Raw genomic sequence first — 20,916 nt, 5'->3', positions numbered from 1 at the left:
AATCAATTAATATAAATATTAAAAAGAAAGGTAGATATAGATGGATAAACAAACATTTACAACAATAATCCAAACAAAATTCAAAATGGTTCGTATTGAGGCTGGATACACTCAAGATACTATGGCGAACACAGTAGGATTATCTAAGAAAACTTTAGTGCAAATTGAAAAAGAGAGAGTATTACCTAACTGGACGACATGTGTATCAATTTGTGCATTATTCAGAGATTCAGATGTTTTAAATACTACTTTTGGTTGTGACCCATTAGAAGTTATTCAAATCATATCTCGTCATCATTGTGCATATCCAAACCATGACAATACTAGCGATATTTACTGGGTAACACTTGATGCTAAATCTGGCTATATTTTACAATCTAATAAAAAATCAGATCTTTACAGAGTATTAAACGAAGAACGTCAACCAATCTTCGGTACTGCGAAAAAACGTGAAGCAGAAACTTATTTCTTACGTAAAACGCAATCATTATTTGTTTAAAATTTGTATAATATTTGTTAAAAGCTACTTCTTGGATTATTCTAAAGAAGTAGCTTTTTTAGAAGGAGAATTTCCATGACAACAATTATAACCGTATTTAGTATGATGGTAATTGGTGCGTTAATAGGTGGATTTACAAACTTTATCGCAATTAAAATGTTATTTCATCCATATCATGAAATTAGATGGTTCGGATATAAATTACCGTTCACGCCAGGCTTAATACCAAAAAGAAGAAATGAATTATCAGAAAAAGTAGGTGAGATGGTTACTAAACATCTCTTAACGCCTGAAGTATTTAAAGAAAAACTTGTGAATCCAAGTACGAAGAAAGTACTTGAAGACACGATTAAAGTTCAATTTAATACTTTGAAAGAGAAAAAATATACGATTCAAAACTTTGTGGATCGAATTGATTATCCACTAGAAGAGAAATTAAATGAAACGATTAAATCTACTATTAAAGAAAAGATTGATCAATATTATGCTTCTCATAAGAATGACGACATTAAATCACTCATTCCAGAAGAAATACTTGAACAATTAAACATTCAACTGAATCGTGTAACACCAGAAATTTTATCAAAAATTGATGAATATTTAGTTTCTGAAAAAGGCGAACAAGATATTCATTCAATGGTTGAAGAATTTTTTGAACAAAAAGGTAGAATGGTCGGCATGATTCAAATGTTTATGACAACGGAAGACATTGTATATAGAGTTAAAAAAGAACTCAGAAATGTCATTAAACAAGAAAAAATCAAAAATATGATTGATCTGCAAGTGCATAATCAATACGACAAATGGATGGCTAAACCTTTACAAGAAGTTTTAACAGATGAAAGAAAAGAAAAAGCCAAAACATTATTCGCAACAGAAATTACAGAATCTATTAATGTTAATAAATATTTAAACACACCTTTAGATGAACTCGTTCCAAACTTATTTGTATATATGGAAGGAAGAGGAACAGAAAGATTTATTGACTATATGATTGGTAAAGTTGGCGATAATATTAGCTTAATTTTAGAAAGAATGAAATTAGCAGAATTGATTAAAGATCAAATTGACCGATTTGAATTATCTTATTTAGAAAAATTAGTCATAGAAATCTCTAATAAAGAATTAAAATTAATTACATTATTAGGCTTTGTATTAGGTGGAATTATTGGATTATTACAAGGAATAATCGCTATTTTTGTATAAGACTTAGAATTATGATACAGTATTATTGGAATTGATTTTCTAATACATTTATTTATTATAGGAGCGAATTAATTATGGCAGAAGTAAACATTTACGACAAAGCGAATGAACTAGAACAAACTTTACGTGCAAGTGAAGAATATAACAAAATTAAAGAACAATATGAAAAAGTTAATGCAAACCCAGAAACAAAAAAATTATTCGATGAATTCCGTGAAATTCAATTAGAATTACAAACTAAACAAATGCAAGGCGAAGAAATTTATGAAGTAGATATCGCTAGAGCTCAAAAATCTGCTCAAGAAATTGAACAAAACGAAACAATTGCTGAATTAATGCAAGCTGAACAAGCAATGAGTCAATTAATTCAAGATTTAAACCGTGTTATCATGAAACCATTAGAAGATATCTACGGTAGCCTTGAAGAAAACCAAGGTTAATTAACTTTTATGAGTCGACAAAGTCATTCGATTTTGTCGGCTTTTTTTGTGGGCATTTTTATGAAGGATTATATAGAGTAGGGAATGTTTATAAGTGGAGGTGTTATTAGCAGTTTTGGCGAGAGGTGCAAATACTGAGTGCGTTATTAGCAGTGTTGGTAAGAAGTGCAAATAGTGGCGTCGTTATTAGCAGTTTTGATGAGAAGTGCAAATAGTGGGGGCGTTAATAACACTTCGTCCGAGTTTTGTAATTAAGAGCCCCGTTATGAACAAGTTTAGCCGAAAGTGTTCACAAGACCCCAGTTATGAACAAGTTTAGCCGAAAGTGTTCATAAGAGCCCCGTTATGAACAAGTTTAGCCGAAAGTGTTCATAACGCATCCATTATAATCTCCCGTATTAACAATTCATATGTCGCTTTTTTGTTGTTTAATCTTATATGTGCGATGTATCGTATACGCGCGGAATATGGTAAAATTAAAGCATTAAAAATCTTTATAAATCTGATTATTCTATTGGTTGAGCTTGAATATAATAATTAAGAAATGAGCTAATATTGAAAGAGGTTAGGTATATGATTAAATTTATACATTGTGCGGATTTACACCTTGATAGTCCATTTAAGTCTAGACATTATTTAAGCCCTTCTATTTTAAGCGATGTAAAACAAAGTGCATATAATAGTTTTAGAAAAATTGTTGATGACGCAATTAAAGAGCAAGTTGACTTCATCGTCATTGCAGGGGATTTATTTGATCAAAATAATAGAACTTTGCGTGCGGAAGTGTTTTTAAGAGAGCAATTTCTTAGACTACAAGATGAACAAATTTTTGTTTATATTATACATGGTAATCACGATCCTTTATCAGTCGGTGTCCATACAGTTTGGCCAGAGAATGTAACAGTCTTCTCTGATAAAGTTTCTACTTATCAACTTATTACGAAAAATGGACAAGTTGTTTATTTACATGGTTTTAGTTATCAAAAAGATCAAAGTTATGAGAATAAAATTGATGAATATCCTGAATCTACAGGTAATAAAGGGATACATATTGGTGTATTACATGGTACATATTCACAAGCTTCAGGAGTGAAGCAAAGATATACTGAATTCAATATTGAAGATTTAAATAGCAAATTATATCATTACTGGGCATTGGGGCATATTCATGAAAGAGCAATGATTAGTGAGTTATCTCAAGTCCATTATCCTGGTAATATACAAGCCCGTCATTTTAAAGAAAAAGGTGAAAAGGGTTATTTATTAGTTGAAGGTGATGAGTCTAAATTACAAGCATCATTCAAACCAACTCAATATATTAGGTTTGAAAAAGCGGTCATTGAAACTCAAGCTAAAGGTAAGCATGCATTATACGAAGCGATACAAAAATTCAAAGATAGTGTGAGAACTGAAGGTAAGGCTTTTTATCAATTAGATGTTTATGTTAAGCATGATGAAATTTTAAAACAAGATGAAATTAACCAAGTTATACAATTGATACAAGAGTATGAAGAGAATCAAACAAACTTTATCTTTGTTGAACAGTTGAATGTATTCTTTGATCAAGATTCAGAAGTAGCTTTAGCTAATGAGTTCAATGATGATATCCTACAAGACGAGAAAATTCTTGAAGAAGCACTCAGTGATTTGTACATGAATCCAAAAGCAAATCGATTTTTAGAACCATTTAGTGATGTTGATAAACAAGCACTTATTGAACGTGGGGAAGCAATTTTAAAAAGAAGAATGAGAGGTTAAAGCGATGAAAATTAAATCTTTAGAAATTTATGGCTATGGCCAACTCATGTCTAGAAAAATAAAATTTGATCAAAGTTTTATGCAAATATATGGAGAGAATGAAGCAGGGAAGTCAACAATACAAGCGTTCATTCATTCTATATTATTTGGCTTTCCAACTAAAAAAGAAAATGAACCAAGATTGGAACCAAGACTAGGGAACCAATACGGCGGTAAGTTAGTGTTAGACTTCGATGGTCAAATTGTAGAAGTAGAAAGAGTTAAAGGTCGCGTAACAGGTGACGTTAAAGTATATCTTTCTAACGGTAAAGTTAAAGATGAAGAGTGGCTGAAACAAAAGTTAAATTTCATTAATAAACGAACTTATCAAGGTATTTTCTCTTTTAATGTATTAGGATTACAAGATATCCATAAGAACTTAACTGAAGACCAACTTCAAATGTATTTACTTCAAGCAGGAGCACTAGGTTCAACTGAGTTCACTGGTATGAGTGATTTAATGCAAGTTGAGAAAGATGCATTATATAAGAAGAATGGTAAAAATCCAGTGCTAAATGTTCAATTAGAGCAGCTGAATGATTTAGAAATTAAGATTAAAAACGAAGAAAAGAAACTTTCAGAATATGAAAGACTTCAAGATGAACGCGATAAAACATCTCGAAGATTAAATCAATTAAAAGAAAATCTCGGCAAACTAACTGACAGGTTAACGAGTAAAGAAAAAGAAATTTCACTACATAACGAAGTGGTTGAATGGAAGAAGTTAGAAAGTAATTTAAATATAGAACCATATGAATTCCCTGAACAAGGGATAGAGCGCTACGAATCAGCTGTACGTTCAAATGAAAGTATTAAACGTGATTTAACGTTAAGAAATGAAAAGCTTGGACAAGTCGTACATACTTTAGAAAATGTTAAAGTTATGTCTGAACGAGATGAAAAAGCGCTCAATAGTATTAGACAAAGAGAATCTGATATTAAAGAGAAACATCAAGAATTAAAACAATTAAACCAGCAAATCGATAATGCTGAACGTGATAATGAATTACTTAGACAAGATATCGGTTGGAATGAAGAATTTTTAGATGTTGATACGTCAGACGCGATGAAGACACATATAGCTGAAGTCAATCACATAAGAGAAGAAAATGTTGCAGAACGAGAACAAATTAAACGTTCGCTCAACCAATTATCAATTGAACAAGAGCGTTATACTAACAATGTTGATAAATTGCATAATGATCTCGTATCTGATGAAAACTATGAACAAAAGAAAGTATATAATCAAAAAGCGCTAGAGCTTGGCGAAAAGAAATCACTATACAAAAAAATGGAAGAAAGCTTTAATAAGCAAAAAGAAGAAAGCGAAAAGAGAAGTAAGCAATATAGACTTGCTTCTGGCATTGGTGGCATATTATTAATCGCAATTGCCATTTATGCGTTTATCGCATCACAAATTGTATTTAGTGCTATATTTGCTGTTGTAGGTGTCGTATTAGTTGGATTAGCCTTTATGATTAAATCTAAAGAATTAAATCATGATCAAGCATTTTCTAAAGAAATAGATGAATTAGAAGAAAAAGTTCAACACTTAAAGCAATTTTATGATTTAGACTTTAATCTTGATGAACAAACGAAAATTAGACAAGAATTAGAAAGTTATTATCAGTCTCAAGAGATCTTATCTACTAAGCAAAGTGAATTGAATAAAGAACTTGAGCAAGTAGAAGAAATTATTGAGACTAAAGAAAGAGCACTTAAAGAAACTAAAGTAAGTTTACATGTATCTAATCAAATATCATCACAATTATTAAATGATGCATTGTCGACAATTAGAAAAATTAAACAAAATAGATTAGAAATTACACGCATTACTAAAATAAGAGATGAGAAACAAGCAGCTTTAGAAGCATTTTATAGAGAAGCGGATAGCATTGTGAGTCATGCTGGACTACATTATCAAGAGATTTCACTATTTCATGATGTCAAACAAGCTTTAGACGAACATCAAAAAGAATTTAATATTCAATCACGTAATAACGACCAACAAGCATTATTAACCAATGAAATAAATGCATTAAACGCGCGTTTAGAAGAAAATAACAATGTGATTCAATCATTATTTGACTTTATTAGTGTAGATAATGAAGAAGCGTATTATCGTCATCATAAAGCCTATGTGTCTTATCATGAGGAATTAAAACGATTTAATTATTTAACAGATTTATTGAACAATCAAAATTACGATTACGATAAAAATACACAACTAAGTTATATGACAAAAACAGACCTAGAAAATGAACGTACTCAGTTAGAAGGTCAAGTTGATGAATATAATGATCGTTATTTAAATGTTCAAGCAGAATTAAGTGATTTAAATGCGCAAATCAATCATATGGAAACAGATGAAACACTTTCAGCTTTAAGACATGAATACCATTTACTTAAAGATAAAGTGAATGAAACTGCAAATGATTGGGCTGCATTGAGTTATTTACAAAACTTAGTCGAAGCACATATTAAACAAATTAAAGATAAACGACTACCTTATGTTGTAAAAGATGCTACAGATATCTTAAAAGCATTAACAGAAGGCAGATATAATCAAGTTATTTATGAGGAACAAAATGTACAAGTGAGACATGAAAATGGACAAATATTCCATCCTACTGAATTAAGTCAATCAACGAAAGAATTATTATATATCGCGTTAAGATTTAGTTTAATTAAATCATTACAAAAATATTATCCATTCCCAATTATCGTTGATGATGCATTCGTGCATTTTGATAAACATCGTAAAGAAATTATGATTAAATATTTAATGAGTATGAAAGATGATATTCAAATACTTTATTTCACTTGTAATAAAGATCAAAATGTACCTCAGAAACAAACAATTACGCTGACAAAAATAGAAGGAGCTAAGAGCAAATGAGAACTATAGAGACATTGAAACCAGGAGACTCAGTAGATCATTACTTTTTGATTCATCGAGCAACTCAAGGTGTTACAGCTCAAGGTAAACCATATATGACACTTTATCTTAAAGATAAAAGTGGTGATATAGAAGCAAAAGTATGGACGGTAACAAATGAAGATATTCAACTACTCGTACCTGAAACGATTATTCGTGTGAAAGGTGACGTAATTGATTATCGTGGAAGAAAACAAATGAAAGTTAATCAATTTAGAGTGGCTGTAGATGAAGATAATGTGAAATTAGAAAACTTTTTAGAAGCGGCACCATTATCAATCGACGATATGTCAGAAGAAATTATGACGTATGTACTAGATATTGAAAATGCTAAATTACAAAGAATTACACGTATTTTACTTAAAAAATATCAAAAAGAGTATTTTACATTCCCAGCAGCTAGTTCACATCATCATAATTTTGTTTCTGGCTTAAGCTATCATGTTGTAACAATGTTAAGACAAGCGAAGGCGTTATGTGATATTTATCCAATATTAAATAGAAGTTTATTATATAGTGGTATTATCTTACATGACTTAGGTAAAGTAAAAGAATTGTCAGGACCAGTCGCAACATCATACACAGTTGAAGGAAACTTATTAGGTCATATTTCAATCGTTAGTGATGAAATTGCACAAGTTGCAAAAGAGCACAATATAGAAGGGGAAGAAGTCCTCTTATTGAGACATTTAGTTTTAAGTCACCACGGTAAATTAGAGTATGGATCTCCAAAATTACCTATGGTTAAAGAAGCAGAAATTCTTCATTTTATTGATAATATTGATGCGAGAATGATGATGTTTGAAAAACATCTTAAAAAAGTAGATAAAGGTCAATTTACAGAGCGCATATTTGCTTTAGAAAATAGACAGTTTTATAAACCTGAAACTTTAGATTAATCAAAAAAAGCTATGAAGTAACGTTTAACGTTGCTTCATAGCTTTTTAATTTTAGCTTGCTGATGATTGTTGTGCTGCTTGCATTTGTTGTTGTTGTAATGCTTTTTCGTTTAAGATATTATCTTCGATTGCTTTTTTAATATCTTTATCTTTGTAGTCAACTTTGTATTCGTCTAATAATTTTTTGTAAGCATTGATGATGATCTTAGGTTCTTTTTGGATTTTTAGTTGACGATATTGTTCTTTAAGGCTAGCTTTTTCTTTCTTAGATGGTTCGCCTTTATCTGCTTTTATAATGTGGTAACCATATTGAGATTTAACAACATCTGAAATTTCGTCATCTTTTTTAAGTTTGAATAATGCTTTTTCAAATGACTCATCCATTTGACCTTTCAATACAAATCCTAAAGCGCCGCCTTTAGATTTAGTACCTTCATCTTGTGATTCTTTCTTAGCGATTTTTTCAAAGTCGTCTGGATTTTTCTTAATTTGAGCTAGTAATTTTTCAGCTTTTTTCTTAGCTGCTTTATCACTTAAACCTTCATCAGAATCATCTGATTTAACTTTGATTAAGATATGTGAAGCCTTTTTAGTATTTTCATCGATTTCTTTGTCAGAAACTTTTACGGCATCGTTGATAAATTCTTCTTGATATTTAGAAGTTTTTTGAGATTCTTTAAAGTCTTTTATAGTAGCGCCTGGTTTTTCTTGTTGTAGTGCTTCTTCAAATTTCTTCTTACCACCGTATTGCTCGATTTGTTTATCAACTTGTTCGTCTAATTTCTTCGTATCAACTTTGTCTTCGTATTTATCTTTTAAGACTTTGTTAAGTACAATTTGAAATGCATTTTGTGCGACTTCGTTACTACCCATTTTGTCTAGTACGTCTTGTGAAGTTACGTTTCCGGCTTTAGTTTCTACTAAAGTTTCTCCAGAATTATCTGAACCATTACCACAAGCGCCTAAAGTTAATACTGATGCTGAAAGTGTTACAGGTAACACTATTTTTTTAATTGATTTCATAAATAGAACTCCTTTTGTAAGAATACAATGATAAATATAGCATATTTGCTATTTTAATTACAAAAAATAACCTATAAATGTTCGGCATCCAGTGAACGTTTTGTTAACAATTCGATACCATTTTTTCTTTCTTCAATATAAGTACCTTTTTTTGTAAATAAAATAATCTTCAAATAAAGTAAATCGATAATCGATATGCCAATATTGATAGACATTATAAATAGAATGTAATGCCCATATTGTGGAATTATATTTACGAGTGCAATAGATAGGGTAGTTATCGTAACGAGCGGACAAATAAGTGCAAAACAAAATACAATCTTATTAACTGGTTGATCTACTCTAATATTATATAAAGGTAAAGCACGTTTAGCTTTAGTCGTTTTGTTCATTTTAAATGACTTACGATAATACATTAATACAATCAAATGCAACAATTTATGAATTGGATAAATTAAGCAAAGGACGAATAAGAATAGTATAAACTTATCGTCCTTTAATGGTTCTGTTTGTATATAATTGAATATTTCGTAAGTGACGATAAATGTTAAGAATGAAACTAAAGCACTAATTAATACAATTCTCTGCAATCCATAACGAGACTGTATATTAATTGATTTAGAACACAAAAACATGATTAATGTCACCTTCTAAGATATGATTTATCTTGATATTATGCATCATCCTCAGACTGTTCGTCAAGTAGATATTTTCTTAATTGCTCATGGTTTTGTTCAATGTGATGAATAAAGTCGCTACCATAGATTTGACCAACGATATATTTCACATCTGTAAATTCTGGCATATTGTACATGACTTTCTCATAATCTGCAGCAATTTCATATAATCTGTTCGTATCATTTGAATAGTTTAAATATGTCTTTCTTAACACTGCAAGACCTTTATCCGTTAATTCTAAATAAGTCGTACGCTTATCGTGTTGACTTTTAGGCATTGTTAAATAACCGCGTTTTTCTAAATTTTTAGCGAAATTGAAAACAGTAGATACGTGCATGACACCATATTTACTCACTTCAGAAATTGTAGCTTCATTTAAGCTTCTAATAATAATTAAAATATGATGTTCATTAATATTTAAGTCGAAAGGCTTAATCCACTGCTGCCAATCTTTCTCGATTGTCTTCCATAAAGCTTTAGATAACTGTGAAACCTTATGAGTAAATAACATTTTTTCAATCATGTCCAATTCATTCGACATAGTTAAATCCCCCTTTGTTTGTATAATAAAAGCATGATACTAATGTATCATGCTTAGTTATAACACTTTAATAATATAATAATTTTAACACGTTTTCTAATTTTTTAGAAATGGAAGCTTAGTATTTTGAATTTCTTTTTGAATTTCATTGCCACGATTGCTAATATTTTCAATATTTTTCTGTATTTGTTCAATATTAGGGTTAATATCAGCTTTAAATTCATTAATCATCGTTTTAATTTCTTCACTTAATGATTGAATGGCGATTTGGCTTTCGTCTTTAGTCTTTAATACATAATCTTTTATTTCAATAGCATTGTCTTTAATTTCACTTAATTGAATTTTAGATCCGTCAGCAGTTGATTTTAAATCTGTCTTTAAAGCATCACCAGAACGGTCTGTATTTAAAATGGCTGTTGTAAATCCTGTAACAAATCCTACACCAACGCCAATTGCGAGTCTTGAAAATTTCATAATTATCCTCCTTGATTTCTCTTACTTAAATATATACCCTGAATTTTTGTAAACATGCAGTGTATTAAAAATGCTGTTGAATTGTTTGTGCGATTTCTGCTTTTTTCTCATCATCTAATTGATCTTCATTCGTATTCCAAATATAACCGAAACCATCGATATCTTCTTTATATCTAGGGATTAAGTGGAAGTGGATATGGAATACAGATTGTGAAGCATACTCACCATTGTTTTGAATAATATTTAAACCATCAGGATTGAAAGCTTTCTTGATGGCATTCGCAACGATCGGTAAAGCTTCAGCTATATGTTTCATTGTTTCTGGGTCTGTTTCATAAATATTGGGTGAAGCTTTCTTTGGAATAAGTAATGTGTGTCCTTTACTTACTTGAGAAATATCTAAGAATGCATATACATAATCATTTTCGTAAACTTTGAATGATGGGATTTCACCGTCGATAATTTTGCTGAATATTGTTTCTGACATACTATCATCTCCTATGTAAATATTAGTTTTATTATATCATGCTCGTAATATCATCTCACTGATTAAGATAATATTTAATGAATGTAACATTGAGAACATGCTACAATATATTTTGGAGGTGTGTTCACGTGACAATTAAAGTGAATAATTTAACAGGTGGATACGGTAAAAAAGCTGTTATCCATGATATCTCATTTGAATGTAAACCAAGTGAAGTCGTGGGACTTATTGGATTAAATGGTGCAGGGAAAAGTACAACAATTAAACATATACTTGGCTTATTAACACCACAACAAGGTGAGATGTCCATTAATAATATAGATATTAAAGCAGATATAGAATCTTATAGAAGAAATCTTACATATATACCAGAAAGTCCAGTTTTATATGATGAATTAACTTTAGAAGAACATATTTACATGACTGCAATGGCATATGGTATTGATAAAGATACAGCACTTGAAAAAGCAATGCCGTTATTGAAAAGACTAAGACTTGAAAATGAATTAAAAGTCTTTCCGATACATTTTTCAAAAGGTATGAAACAAAAAGTTATGATTGTTTGTGCATTCTTAGTTGAACCGACGCAATATATCATAGATGAACCATTCTTAGGGTTAGATCCATTAGGTATACAAACAATGTTAGATTTAATAGTAGAAAGACGTAATCAAGGCTCTTCAGTATTAATGTCTACACATATACTTGCAACTGCTGAAAGGTATTGCGACCGATTTATTATATTACATCAAGGTCGTTTAGTAGCGATGGGCAATTTAGAAGAACTGAGAGAAAAAACTGGACTTACTAATGCAACACTAGATGATATTTATATACATTTAACACAAGGTGAAGCGTATGAATGATGTAAATACTTTATATAAGGTTAGACAAAGAGAAGAAGTATTAGAGAAAATGAATTACAATAAATTCATCTTTAATGGTCATTTCTTAATATTTTTAACCATTATGATTGGCGCATTTGCGTTAGGATATAGTAATTGGTTAAAGGACATTCCACAAAATATTAACTATCGTTTAATCTTTTCGGTTATATTATCTATTTGTTCGATATTTCCGATGAGGACTTTCTTTAGAGAAGCGGATAAATTATATTTATTACCATTTGAGAAACACTTAACACTCTATATTAGAAAAGCTCTAACATATAGTTATTTTAATCGACTATATTTACCAGTCGTGATATTAGTGATCGGTTTACCATTATTCTATCAATTAATGGGTGGTAAATTTTATTTATATATTACGGTAATGGTTTTGAGTTTCATCTTTCCAATTCTAGGACTGATGATGAAATGGTTCTGGTTAAAATATGGTTTAGAAATATGGGGAATTAATGTATTACTCTTTATCGTATATGCGAGTGGATATTACACAACTTTAAAAGTAGGGGCTTTATCAGGTCTATTATCTATTGTCGTATTGATTGCTTTAATTATTTTATTAGAAAATATCAATAGAGGTACTTTTTATCAGTGGGAAACATTAATCGCTATCGAACATAATCATAAGATGAATTATTATAAATTCGTTAATATGTTTACAGATGTAAAAGTATTAAATGAACGAACAGTTCGCAGAAGATATTTAGATGTCTTCTTAAAAGTTCCGAGTCCTAAGAAATTTAATCAAAATTATATGTATAAATTCTTATTTGTAAGAAGTTTTGCAAGAGGGAAAGATGCATTCTTTATCGTATTAAGATTATTGATTATCGGACTTGTATTAATTTGGTGGATTGATCAGCCAGTTATATCAGCCATATTAGGTGCTTTAATCATGTACTTGTTGATATTACAATTATCTCAATTTTATAAACAACAGGCATACGGATTGTGGCCACAAGTATGGCCGGTTAGTGAAGGACATGTTGTTAAAGGCTATCATCAATTTTTAATTAATATCATGATTGTCTTAGGTATTATTTTATCAATCATATATATCTTGAAATTTGTTACAGCGATTTATTTCGTTATATTATTCTTCATTGTTGGTTGGTTAACAATAGATTCTTCCATTAAGAAAATTAAAAAACATCAAGAGCTACTTAGAGATTAATAACAATAAAAAAGAAGAAATGACTCAGTGAGAATCATTTCTTCTTTTTTATTTTATAATTATGCTTCTTCGTTTTCTGTTTCTTCATCTTCTTCAGGTCTATACCAATACTTTGTATAATTTGCTGTTGAATATTGTTCAGCACCAGAGAATTTACGAGTAGCCTCTCTTGAGAAATATTCCGCATAGAAAGATGATTTTGTGAAATCTTCATATAATTCATTTGAATCGAAACCTACTAATATCATATAAGTATCGCCTTTTCGAGGTTTAAGTAATCTAAATGATTCGAACCCTTCGAAATTATCAAATTGACTGTCGATATCTACATAATGATTTTCGAATCGATGTTGCATTTCATCAGATACAGGAATGTAGCTTGCTGCTATAAATTCATGATTGATAAAAACACCTTTTGATTCTAATATTCGATATTCTCTTGGTTGTGCAAATACTGTATCACCATTTGTTTCATGAATAAGTACTGTCGTATCTTGTCTCGTATAATGATGAATATCTTCATCTGGATGTTTCTTCATTATACTATGCAGAAAATGATACGTACCTGTTGTTATATAACATTTCATAATGATATACCTCCTATATCTCTTTAATTAGATTATAAACATGTAAGCGCTAAAATCAACCAATTCATGAAATCTTTTGTATAATTTATGAATTTTTGTACACATAGATGTCTTTATAATAGAATATGTTAAAATAGATTGTAATGATTATAATGAGGTGAAATAAATGAGTGTACCGTTTAACGATACAATTTTAAAAGCAGCAAAGGGAGAAAAAACAACTCATACACCAGTTTGGTTTATGAGGCAAGCAGGTAGATCACAGCCTGAATATAGAAAAATTAAAGAAAAGTATTCATTATTTGAAATTACACATCAACCAGAACTTTGTGCATATGTTACAAAATTACCAGTAGACCAATATAATACTGATGCTGCAATTTTATATAAAGATATTATGACACCTTTAACTGGAATTGGTGTAGATGTAGAAATTAAATCTGGAATAGGTCCTGTTATACATAACCCTATTAAAGACATTTCTGATATTAATCGATTAGGTCAAATAAATCCTGAGGAAGACGTGAAATATGTCTTAGATACGATTAAACTTTTAACAGAAGAACAGCTAAACGTACCATTAATAGGATTTACTGGCGCACCGTTCACGCTAGCGAGCTATATGATTGAAGGTGGACCATCTAAAAATTATAATAAGACTAAAGCGTTTATGTATAAACAGCCAGAAGCTTGGTTTAAATTAATGGATACATTAGCTGATATGGCAATTCGCTATACACATGCTCAAATTGATGCTGGATGTAAGATGATTCAAGTATTCGATTCATGGGTAGGTGCGTTAAATGCTGAAGATTATCATTATTTCATTAGACCATCTATGAATAAAATTTTTGCAGCAATTAAAGAAAAAAACGTACCTGTTACAACATTTGGTGTTGGAGCTAGCCATTTAATAGAAGAATGGAATCAATTACCGGTTGATGTAATCGGGCTAGATTGGCGCTTACAAATCAAAGAAGCAAGGGAAAAAGGTATTACTAAGACGTTACAAGGAAACTTAGATCCAGCTATTTTACTAGCACCATGGGAAGTTATTGAACAAAGACTCGTTCAAATATTGGATCAAGGTTTAGTAGACCATAATTATATCTTTAATCTTGGACATGGTGTCTTTCCAGAAGTGCAACCTGATACATTAAGAAGAGTTGCTAAGTTTGTGCATGATTATTCAGCAAAATATAAATCACAACAAAGATAGGTTATTAAACAGCTTAATTTTATTAAAGGGAGTATAGAAGATGAATAAAAAAGTGGGACTTTTAGTTATGGCATATGGTACACCTTATAAAGAAAGTGACATTGTACCTTATTATACACACATTAGACATGGTCGTAAGCCATCTGATGAACAAATTGAAGACTTAAAAGGACGTTATAAAGCGATTGGTGGTATTTCACCATTAGCAGGTACAACAGAGAAACAAGCAGAAAGTTTACTTGGCGCATTAAATGAAGCTTATGAAGATGTTGAATTTAAATTGTACATTGGTTTAAAACATATTCATCCATTTATTGAAGATGCAGTAGAACAAATGCATAATGATGGTATTGAAGAAGCGGTTACGATTGTTTTAGCACCTCATTATTCTAATTTCTCAGTGGGAAGTTATAATAAACGTGCTCAAGAAGAAGCTGATAAATATGGTATTTCAATGCATCACGTTGAGCAATTTTACAATGAACCAGCATTTATATCTTACTGGACAAACATGATTGATGAAACATTACAAACGATTCCAGAAGAAAGTCATGATGAAACAGTATTAATCGTTTCAGCGCATAGTTTGCCAGAAAAAATTAAAAAAGCAAATGACCCATATCCTGATCAATTAGAAGAAACTGCTAAAATTTTAAGTGAAGAATCTAACATTAAACATGTATCAGTAGGTTGGCAATCAGAAGGTCAAACTGGAGAACCTTGGTTAGGACCAGACGTTCAAGATTTAACGAGAGACTTATATAATGAACATGGCTATAAACACTTTATATATACACCGGTAGGATTTGTATGTGAACATTTAGAAGTATTATATGATAACGACTATGAATGTAAAGTTGTTTGTGATGAATTAGGCGTGAAATATCACAGACCACCAATGCCAAATATTGATCCTAAATTTATTGAAGCAATGGTATCAGCAATTAAGAAAAAATTCTAATTCGATATTCGAATAAGAAAGAAGTGTTAAGTATGTCAAAACGAATTGCAATAATAGGGGCAGGGATAACTGGGTTATCTGCTGCCCATTATTTAAGAAGAGATTATCCAGATGCAGCAATTGATGTATATGAACAATCAGACAGAGTGGGCGGCAAAATCAAAACGTATCGTAAAGATGGTTATACTATTGAACTAGGGCCAGAATCATACTTAGGTAGAAAGACAATTATGACAGAATTGGCTGAAGAAATTGGGATTGCTGATGATTTAGTAACAAATAAAACAGGGCAATCATATATTTATAGCCATAATAAGTTATATCCAATACCAGGTGGTTCAATTATGGGCATACCTACAGAAATCAAACCATTTCTTAAGACACAATTGATTTCGCCAGCAGCAAAATTAAGAGCAGGTTTAGATTATTTCTTACCTGTTAAACCGATGCATACAGATATATCAATTGGTCATTTCTTTAGACAAAGATTAGGTGATGAAGTATTAGAAAACTTAATCGAACCTTTAATGGCAGGTATATATGGTGCAAATATCGATAAATTAAGCTTAAAAACAACATTTCCTCATTTTAAAGAACAAGAAGAAAAAGAGGGCGGCTTAATAAAAGGTATGATAGCTCAAAAAGCTAAAAATAATGCCGATAAAAAAGTAACAGTCAAACCAAAAGGTCAATTTAAACAATTTAGACATGGCCTTGAATCATTCATTCAAACTTTACGTGATAGTCTTGAAGATAAAGGTGTTCAAATACATTTAAACGCTCCAGTTCAAAATTTAGTAGAAAAAGATAACAAAACAATTTTGACGATAAATAATGAAGAGCATGAATATGATGGTGTAATCGTTACAATACCACATCAACATTTCGTTAAATGGTTTGAAGATGACCTTAAATTGGATTACTTTAACTATATGCCTTCAACAAGTGTTGCAACAGTCGTTATGGCATTTGATAAAGACCAAGTCGTTAACGATAAAGATGGAACTGGATTTGTAATTGCAAGAACAAGTGATACAGCCATCACAGCATGTACTTGGACAAACAAAAAATGGCCACATACAACACCAGAAGGAAAAGTCTTATTAAGAGCGTATGTAGGTAAACCAGGCTCAAATATTATTCATCATAAAGATGAAGAACAATTGAAACAAGTCGCACTAAACGATTTGAATAAAATCATGACGATCAAAGGAGAACCAGAATTCTTTATCGTAACGAAATTACCACACAGCATGCCTCAATATGAAGTCGGTCATATCGATCGTATTCGAGATATACAAGAACATATCGATCAAAATTATCATAACCTTATCATAACAGGCGCTTCATTTGATGCAGTCGGATTACCAGACTGCGTACAAATGGCTAAGAACGCAAGTGACAAGATGATAGAGTATTTGAAGTAGATTGTAGATAGTAGTAAGTAGATAGTGCGCGGAAGTGTGTGGAAGAGGATAGAAGCGCATGGAAAAGCGTGGAAGCGGGACAGAAATTCTAATTTAACATTAGAATTTCTGTTTTTTTGTTGGAGGGGTAAGGTGAATATTGAAAGTGGGAGCTGACAAGCAATGTTGGAGGACTGAATGTTGCAAGACTGAGCAAACAAGCAACATAGAACTCCCGTATATTGCAAGACTGACCAAACAAGCAACGTAGAGCCGTTGTAAGTTGCAAGACAGGCCAAACAAGGTAAATAAGAGGACTGTATTTATCAAGACTGGTGAAACAAGATAAATAAGAGGAGTGTATTTATCAAGACTGGACAAACAAGATAAATAGACGCTTTGTATTTATCAAGACTGGTGAAACAAGATAAATAGGAGCTCCGTATGTTGCAAGACTGAGTAAACAAGCAACATAGAGATGCTGTAAGTTGCAAGACAGGCCAAACAAGGTAAATAAGAGGAGTGTATTTATCAAGACTGGTGAAACAAGATAAATAAGAGGAGTGTATTTATCAAGACTGGTGAAACAAGATAAATAAGAGGAGTGTATTTATCAAGACTGGACAAACAAGATAAATAGGCGCTTTGTATTTATCAAGACTGGCGAAACAAGATAAATAACGGCCTTGTATTTATCAAGACTGGTGAAACAAGATAAATAGGAGCGTTGTATTTATCAAGACTGACTAAACAAGATAAATAGGCGCCTCGTATGTTGCAAGACTGAGCAAACAAGCAACATAGAGATGCTGTAAGTTGCAAGACTGCTCAAACAAGTAACATAGAGCTGTCTATAAAACTTAATGCTTACTTTATTAAAAACGTGGAATTTTAATTCATCTTTTTCACAATAACTTCGAAAAAAACTACTTTATGATCATTTTTTTCTATAAAAATCATGAATAAATGACACTTCTAAAGTTAAAAAAGAGGGTGTTTTGAATGATTATTTCTCCCTTTAGTGACAATTGTCACATAGATGTTAAAAGTTCAAATTTTTTATTAAGAAAAGTAAAGAAATAGCATTGACGTTCTTTATATTTCTATATATACTTAAGTAGTTCTCAATTAGAGGCCCCTTGGTCAAGCGGTTAAGACACCGCCCTTTCACGGCGGTAACACGGGTTCGAATCCCGTAGGGGTCACCATTTTCAATAAAAATTTATTAAAATTTTATTGACATAATATTAATGAATGTGTTATATTAATAAGGTAGCCAAATTACTTATTATTAGCGCGGGATGGAGCAGTTCGGTAGCTCGTCGGGCTCATAACCCGAAGGTCGGTGGTTCAAATCCGCCTCCCGCAATACTTTTTAATGATGGTCCCGTGGTGTAGCGGTTAACATGCCTGCCTGTCACGCAGGAGATCGCGGGTTCGATTCCCGTCGGGACCGCCATTTTTATTTTGGCTCAGTAGCTCAGTCGGTAGAGCAAAGGACTGAAAATCCTTGTGTCGGCGGTTCGATTCCGTCCTGAGCCATACTTTTTTAAACAAGTATGGCGATTGTGGCGAAGTGGTTAACGCATCGGATTGTGGTTCCGACATTCGTGGGTTCGATTCCCATCAGTCGCCCCATATATATATTATTTACTTAAGCGGGTGTAGTTTAGTGGTAAAACCTCAGCCTTCCAAGCTGATGTTGTCGGTTCGATTCCGATCACCCGCTCCATTATTATTCCACAGTAGCTCAGTGGTAGAGCTATCGGCTGTTAACCGATCGGTCGTAGGTTCGAGTCCTACCTGTGGAGCCATAAGGCCCCTTGGTCAAGCGGTTAAGACACCGCCCTTTCACGGCGGTAACACGGGTTCGAATCCCGTAGGGGTCATATAATCAGAGGTGAAATATCGCTTCTGATTTTTTTGTTTGTGGAGAGTTGTCCGAGTTGGCCGAAGGAGCACGCCTGGAAAGTGTGTAGGCGCCACAAGCGTCTCGAGGGTTCGAATCCCTCACTCTCCGTTTGTACCTTAATAATCAACTAATCCAAGACGTTGATATTGCTGGGTTTTCTTGCAATTGGTAAGTTAATCCATATGAGCAAGTGTCAAAAAAGTGTCTAGAGAAAAATTCTCTTACTTTTTGATACTTGCTTTTTTTATGTTCATATAGAAGTTGCGAATAAATTCCTAAAGTAATTGCTATATTTTAATGATCTGATTTAATGCCAACGAGCATGTTATTTTGGTGTTTTTAACGCCAACGTCAACATAAATTACATTCCATGACTAGGGAGAGAAGGGGATTACTATATTATAAACAAGAGTTTGTTAATTTTAACATTCTATATTGTGCCCAATTTGATTTTGTTGTAATATATACTTAATTAAACTAGAGAGTGGGAGTATATAAGGGGGTGCTTTTATTAATAGTGAATATATTACAAGATCAGAATTTCAGCAGCATGTAATAAATATGAATAATAGATTCGATGAAATCAATGATAAAATTTCTTTAACTAAAGACGTTTTATCAGGAGAAATAAAAAATGCTGTTTCCGAGTTAAAAAATGAAATAAGCGATAATAAATTTACATCAAAACGTTTCTGGATAGGTATTAGTATACCAACTATTTTAAGTCTCTTATCATTGATTATCACTATACTAGTAGCATTACTATTTTAACTTAAACTTACCTTGCAGCTAAAATATTATATTATAACTGAGATAGGAGTGATTTTAATGGCAGATGTAAAAGATGTTGCTAATTACCTTATATACTCATATGAACTTAAAACTGGTACTAAGTTTGAAAATAACGAATTAAAACTGCAAAAGTTAATTTATTTTGCACAAAGAGAATCTTTAGCTTTAACGGGCGAGGTTCTATTTAATGATAGAATTGAAGGGTGGAAATTTGGTCCGGTTATACCTAAATTAAGGTATTATTTAGATGAAATGTATGAACCAAGCGATACTGATAAATTAAATGATACTGAAAAATATGTAATTAATAATGTTATCTCTCAATATGGCATGTATTCTGGTTGGTATCTAAGAGAACTATCCCATCATGAAAAATGTTGGAAAAAAAGTAGAATTAACTTGAACAATAATGAGGTAGGGAATAGAGAAATAACGCCAGAGGATATAATCGAAGATGCTAAAAGCGTTAGGCTATACGATCATGTTTATGATATGTACATAGATGAATTTGAAGATTTAAATGAGGAGGAAGTTCATCTTGGATTTAGTTAATACTCCTCGTGATTTAATTAATAAAATAGTATATGCAAGTTTTCCATATTTTGATTTAAAAACAAATAAAAAAGGCTATAAATTACGGCCAGTATTAATCATTGGTGCCGAAAAAGATTGCTTTGAATGTGATTTAACGATGTTACCAATATCTACTGTTTCTAATAAAGTGAATTTACATTCTATTTATGATGTAAATATTGGATTGCTTGAATGTCCAAGTCTTCATAGCAGCTATAAAGAAATTTGCTATGTTAGAACACACAAACAATCCACTGTTTATTCTAAAGATATTGTTACTTCAAAAAAATTTGATGACTTATCAATAACTTATCAGGAGAAACTTGAAGAAATTAAATTTAAAGTATCGGAATTCAATAAGACTTTATTTTAACTCCAAAACGCTTTTTATATACTACTACTGTT

The 20,916-nt window shown here is 31.4% G+C and carries 19 protein-coding genes and 9 tRNA genes; 22 read left to right on the top strand and 6 right to left on the bottom strand.

Annotation, left to right across the window (positions count from 1 at the left end):
- Nucleotides 1–40 precede the first annotated feature (40 nt).
- From xdrA to yhaM, 6 genes are all read left to right on the top strand, one after another.
- Nucleotides 41–499 (top strand): XRE family transcriptional regulator XdrA, encoded by a 459-nt coding sequence (gene xdrA / locus LQ673_RS13455; protein ID WP_025904809.1) that lies wholly within the window; start codon nucleotides 41–43, stop codon nucleotides 497–499.
- Between the two features lie 75 nt (nucleotides 500–574).
- Complete coding sequence (locus LQ673_RS13450; protein ID WP_037589722.1) at nucleotides 575–1,705, top strand: DUF445 domain-containing protein; 1,131 nt, start codon at nucleotides 575–577, stop codon at nucleotides 1,703–1,705.
- 74 nt (nucleotides 1,706–1,779) lie between these two features.
- The gene (locus LQ673_RS13445; RefSeq protein ID WP_191836403.1) at nucleotides 1,780–2,145 is read left to right on the top strand and encodes a YlbF/YmcA family competence regulator; all 366 of its coding nucleotides are present in this window, start codon (nucleotides 1,780–1,782) and stop codon (nucleotides 2,143–2,145) included.
- A gap of 573 nt (nucleotides 2,146–2,718) precedes the next feature.
- Nucleotides 2,719–3,903 (top strand): metallophosphoesterase family protein, encoded by a 1,185-nt coding sequence (locus LQ673_RS13440; RefSeq protein WP_037589721.1) that lies wholly within the window; start codon nucleotides 2,719–2,721, stop codon nucleotides 3,901–3,903.
- 4 nt (nucleotides 3,904–3,907) lie between these two features.
- The gene (locus LQ673_RS13435) at nucleotides 3,908–6,841 is read left to right on the top strand and encodes an ATP-binding protein (RefSeq protein WP_191836402.1); all 2,934 of its coding nucleotides are present in this window, start codon (nucleotides 3,908–3,910) and stop codon (nucleotides 6,839–6,841) included.
- Nucleotides 6,838–7,779 (top strand): 3'-5' exoribonuclease YhaM, encoded by a 942-nt coding sequence (gene yhaM / locus LQ673_RS13430; RefSeq protein WP_126477944.1) that lies wholly within the window; start codon nucleotides 6,838–6,840, stop codon nucleotides 7,777–7,779. The genes LQ673_RS13435 and yhaM overlap by 4 nt, the downstream gene beginning before the upstream one ends.
- 51 nt (nucleotides 7,780–7,830) lie before the next feature.
- Here yhaM and LQ673_RS13425 read toward each other — a convergent pair whose 3' ends face one another.
- The 5 genes from LQ673_RS13425 to LQ673_RS13405 all read right to left on the bottom strand — a co-directional run bounded on the left by LQ673_RS13425 (nucleotide 7,831) and on the right by LQ673_RS13405 (nucleotide 10,982).
- Nucleotides 7,831–8,802, bottom strand: a complete 972-nt coding sequence (locus LQ673_RS13425) for a peptidylprolyl isomerase (protein WP_037589717.1) — start codon at nucleotides 8,800–8,802, stop codon at nucleotides 7,831–7,833.
- Nucleotides 8,803–8,873: 71 nt separating this feature from the next.
- Nucleotides 8,874–9,437 carry a DUF3267 domain-containing protein gene (locus tag LQ673_RS13420; RefSeq protein WP_025904816.1) on the bottom strand — a complete coding sequence of 188 codons (564 nt, stop codon included), beginning with the start codon at nucleotides 9,435–9,437 and terminating at the stop codon, nucleotides 8,874–8,876.
- A gap of 38 nt (nucleotides 9,438–9,475) precedes the next feature.
- Nucleotides 9,476–10,021, bottom strand: coding sequence for an HTH-type transcriptional regulator Hpr (locus LQ673_RS13415; protein ID WP_025904817.1), 546 nt, complete (start codon nucleotides 10,019–10,021; stop codon nucleotides 9,476–9,478).
- 96 nt (nucleotides 10,022–10,117) lie between these two features.
- Complete coding sequence (locus LQ673_RS13410) at nucleotides 10,118–10,495, bottom strand: YtxH domain-containing protein (protein ID WP_025904818.1); 378 nt, start codon at nucleotides 10,493–10,495, stop codon at nucleotides 10,118–10,120.
- A 64-nt stretch (nucleotides 10,496–10,559) separates the two neighbouring features.
- Nucleotides 10,560–10,982, bottom strand: a complete 423-nt coding sequence (locus LQ673_RS13405) for an HIT family protein (protein ID WP_025904819.1) — start codon at nucleotides 10,980–10,982, stop codon at nucleotides 10,560–10,562.
- Nucleotides 10,983–11,110: 128 nt separating this feature from the next.
- Between LQ673_RS13405 and LQ673_RS13400 the strand changes: the two genes are divergently transcribed.
- Both LQ673_RS13400 and ecsB read left to right on the top strand, forming a co-directional pair.
- On the top strand, nucleotides 11,111–11,848 hold the full coding sequence (locus tag LQ673_RS13400) for an ABC transporter ATP-binding protein (protein ID WP_037589715.1): 738 nt from the start codon (nucleotides 11,111–11,113) through the stop codon (nucleotides 11,846–11,848).
- Nucleotides 11,841–13,061, top strand: coding sequence for an ABC transporter permease EcsB (gene ecsB, locus LQ673_RS13395; protein WP_191836400.1), 1,221 nt, complete (start codon nucleotides 11,841–11,843; stop codon nucleotides 13,059–13,061). The genes LQ673_RS13400 and ecsB overlap by 8 nt, the downstream gene beginning before the upstream one ends.
- A gap of 59 nt (nucleotides 13,062–13,120) precedes the next feature.
- On the opposite strand, the gene LQ673_RS13390 is transcribed toward ecsB, so the two are convergent.
- A complete protein-coding gene (locus LQ673_RS13390; RefSeq protein WP_025904822.1) occupies nucleotides 13,121–13,648 on the bottom strand; it encodes an antibiotic biosynthesis monooxygenase family protein in 528 nt (175 codons plus the stop codon).
- A gap of 166 nt (nucleotides 13,649–13,814) precedes the next feature.
- Between LQ673_RS13390 and hemE the strand changes: the two genes are divergently transcribed.
- From hemE to LQ673_RS13320, 14 genes are all read left to right on the top strand, one after another.
- Nucleotides 13,815–14,867: a uroporphyrinogen decarboxylase gene (hemE, locus tag LQ673_RS13385; protein WP_037589713.1), complete on the top strand. Its 1,053-nt coding sequence runs from the start codon at nucleotides 13,815–13,817 to the stop codon at nucleotides 14,865–14,867.
- 40 nt (nucleotides 14,868–14,907) lie between these two features.
- On the top strand, nucleotides 14,908–15,828 hold the full coding sequence (gene hemH / locus LQ673_RS13380; protein ID WP_025904824.1) for a ferrochelatase: 921 nt from the start codon (nucleotides 14,908–14,910) through the stop codon (nucleotides 15,826–15,828).
- Nucleotides 15,829–15,860: 32 nt separating this feature from the next.
- The gene (gene hemY, locus LQ673_RS13375; RefSeq protein ID WP_204171194.1) at nucleotides 15,861–17,255 is read left to right on the top strand and encodes a protoporphyrinogen oxidase; all 1,395 of its coding nucleotides are present in this window, start codon (nucleotides 15,861–15,863) and stop codon (nucleotides 17,253–17,255) included.
- 1,112 nt (nucleotides 17,256–18,367) lie between these two features.
- Nucleotides 18,368–18,442 (top strand) — tRNA-Glu (locus tag LQ673_RS13370).
- 87 nt (nucleotides 18,443–18,529) lie between these two features.
- Nucleotides 18,530–18,603 (top strand) — tRNA-Met (locus LQ673_RS13365).
- 14 nt (nucleotides 18,604–18,617) lie between these two features.
- A tRNA-Asp gene (locus tag LQ673_RS13360) sits at nucleotides 18,618–18,693 on the top strand.
- 10 nt (nucleotides 18,694–18,703) lie between these two features.
- Nucleotides 18,704–18,776, top strand: a tRNA-Phe gene (locus LQ673_RS13355).
- A 20-nt stretch (nucleotides 18,777–18,796) separates the two neighbouring features.
- Nucleotides 18,797–18,872, top strand: a tRNA-His gene (locus LQ673_RS13350).
- A gap of 20 nt (nucleotides 18,873–18,892) precedes the next feature.
- Nucleotides 18,893–18,966: transfer RNA gene (locus tag LQ673_RS13345), tRNA-Gly, on the top strand.
- Nucleotides 18,967–18,973: 7 nt separating this feature from the next.
- Nucleotides 18,974–19,048 (top strand) — tRNA-Asn (locus LQ673_RS13340).
- Between the two features lie 3 nt (nucleotides 19,049–19,051).
- Nucleotides 19,052–19,123: transfer RNA gene (locus LQ673_RS13335), tRNA-Glu, on the top strand.
- Nucleotides 19,124–19,165: 42 nt separating this feature from the next.
- Nucleotides 19,166–19,254, top strand: a tRNA-Ser gene (locus LQ673_RS13330).
- A gap of 720 nt (nucleotides 19,255–19,974) precedes the next feature.
- Entirely contained in the window at nucleotides 19,975–20,490 is a 516-nt protein-coding gene (locus LQ673_RS13325; protein ID WP_037589710.1) for a Panacea domain-containing protein, read from the top strand.
- The gene (locus LQ673_RS13320) at nucleotides 20,477–20,884 is read left to right on the top strand and encodes a hypothetical protein (protein WP_191836398.1); all 408 of its coding nucleotides are present in this window, start codon (nucleotides 20,477–20,479) and stop codon (nucleotides 20,882–20,884) included. The genes LQ673_RS13325 and LQ673_RS13320 overlap by 14 nt, the downstream gene beginning before the upstream one ends.
- Nucleotides 20,885–20,916 lie beyond the last annotated feature (32 nt).

It is taken from the genome of Mammaliicoccus sp. O-M54 (assembly GCF_022386035.1).
In the GTDB taxonomy this organism is placed as follows: Bacteria; Bacillota; Bacilli; order Staphylococcales; family Staphylococcaceae; genus Mammaliicoccus; species Mammaliicoccus sciuri_A.
Note: the sequence above shows the minus strand (reverse complement) of the source record. Positions and strands in the feature narration are given on the sequence as shown.